Source organism: Frankia gtarii (genome assembly GCF_025403375.1).
In the GTDB taxonomy this organism is placed as follows: Bacteria; Actinomycetota; Actinomycetes; order Frankiales; family Frankiaceae; genus Frankia; species Frankia gtarii.
On sequence record NZ_JAMPTM010000540.1, the window covers coordinates 1 to 1277 of the forward strand.

A 1277-nucleotide genomic window follows, 5' to 3' on the forward strand; every position below is an offset into this window, starting at 1 on the left:
GTTCATGGCGGGGCGGGACATCGAGTACGAACGTCCCATCCTGCTCGGCTGCGGCGGGTGCGATGCCCGGTGGACGGCGCTGACCGCGGCGCACTGCCCGGGGTGTCATGCGACGTTCGCGGGTGCCACCACCGGTTTCGACGCGCACCGGGTGAACGGGGTCTGCCAGCCTCCGCAGCAGGTCGGGCTGCGTCATGACCGCGGCTACTGGCTGGTCGCGGGCGAGAAGCCGCCGGGGCGCGTTCTGCACCGTTCCGGGGAGGTGGCCGGTGGGCGCGGTGATCCGGGTGGATCGGCCGGGCCATCCGGCGGCGAGGTTCGGATGGCCGGCTGACCAGGTCAGGCTGATCAGGTCAGGCTGATCAGGCCGGCTGCCTCAGCGGGGCTGGCCGGCCGGGCGGGCCTGGCGGGAGGCGATGCGCTCGGCGGTGGGCCAGCGTACGTCGTGGGCCCAGCCCAGGCGTTCGAACCCGCGGATGAGTGCGGCGCTGGGGTCGAGCTGGCCGGACAGGACGCCGTGGCGGGCACTGGTGGGGTCGGCGTGGTGCAGGTTGTGCCAGGACTCCCCCAGTGACGGGATGGCCAGCCACCAGACGTTCCTCGACTGGTCGCGGGTGGCGAAGGGCCGTTCACCGATGAGGTGGCAGATCGAGTTGATGGAGAAGGTGACGTGGTGTAGCAGGGCGATGCGTACCAGGGAGCCCCAGAACAGGGCGGTGAGCGCGCCGGTCCAGGACATGCTCCACAGCCCGCCGGCCAGTGGCGGGATCAGGACGGAGGCGGCGACGCACCAGGGGAACGCCGCGGCGACGGCGGCGATGTCGCGGTCGGCGAGCAGGTCCGGGCAGAACCGTTCGGGGGCGGTGCGCTCGCGGTTGAACAGCCAGCCGACGTGGGCGTGCAGGAAGCCCCTGGCCACGCCGGTGGCGTCACGGCCGAAGCGCCAGGGCGAATGCGGGTCGGCCTCGCCGTCGGAGTACTTGTGGTGGCGGCGGTGGGCGGCGACCCAGTCGGTGACGCTCATCTCGGCGGCGAGGCTGCCGGCCAGGGCGAGGGCGATGCGCAGGGGTCGGCCGGTCTTGAAGGAGCCGTGGGTGAACAGGCGGTGGTAGCCCACGGTGATCCCGAAGCCGGAGACCAGGTACATCACGGCGCCGATGACGACGTCGTGCCAGCCCAGTCCGTGGCCCCAGGCCACGGGCACCGCCGCGATGACCGCGAGGAGGGGGATGGTGAGGAAGAGCAGCAGAATCGCCTGTTCGAGGGGGGTCTTCAGG

Annotated in this window: 2 protein-coding genes; one reads left to right on the forward strand and one right to left on the reverse strand. The window is 72.2% G+C overall.

Annotation, left to right across the window (positions count from 1 at the left end):
* Nucleotides 1-334: FDXHR family putative zinc-binding protein (locus NBZ83_RS32180; RefSeq protein ID WP_308203851.1), on the forward strand; the 334-nt coding region annotated here is incomplete at its 5' end.
* 42 nt (nucleotides 335-376) lie between these two features.
* Here the strand turns inward: NBZ83_RS32180 and NBZ83_RS32185 are convergent.
* A complete protein-coding gene (locus tag NBZ83_RS32185) occupies nucleotides 377-1276 on the reverse strand; it encodes an acyl-CoA desaturase (protein WP_261571012.1) in 900 nt (299 codons plus the stop codon).
* Nucleotide 1277: the final 1 nt, after the last annotated feature.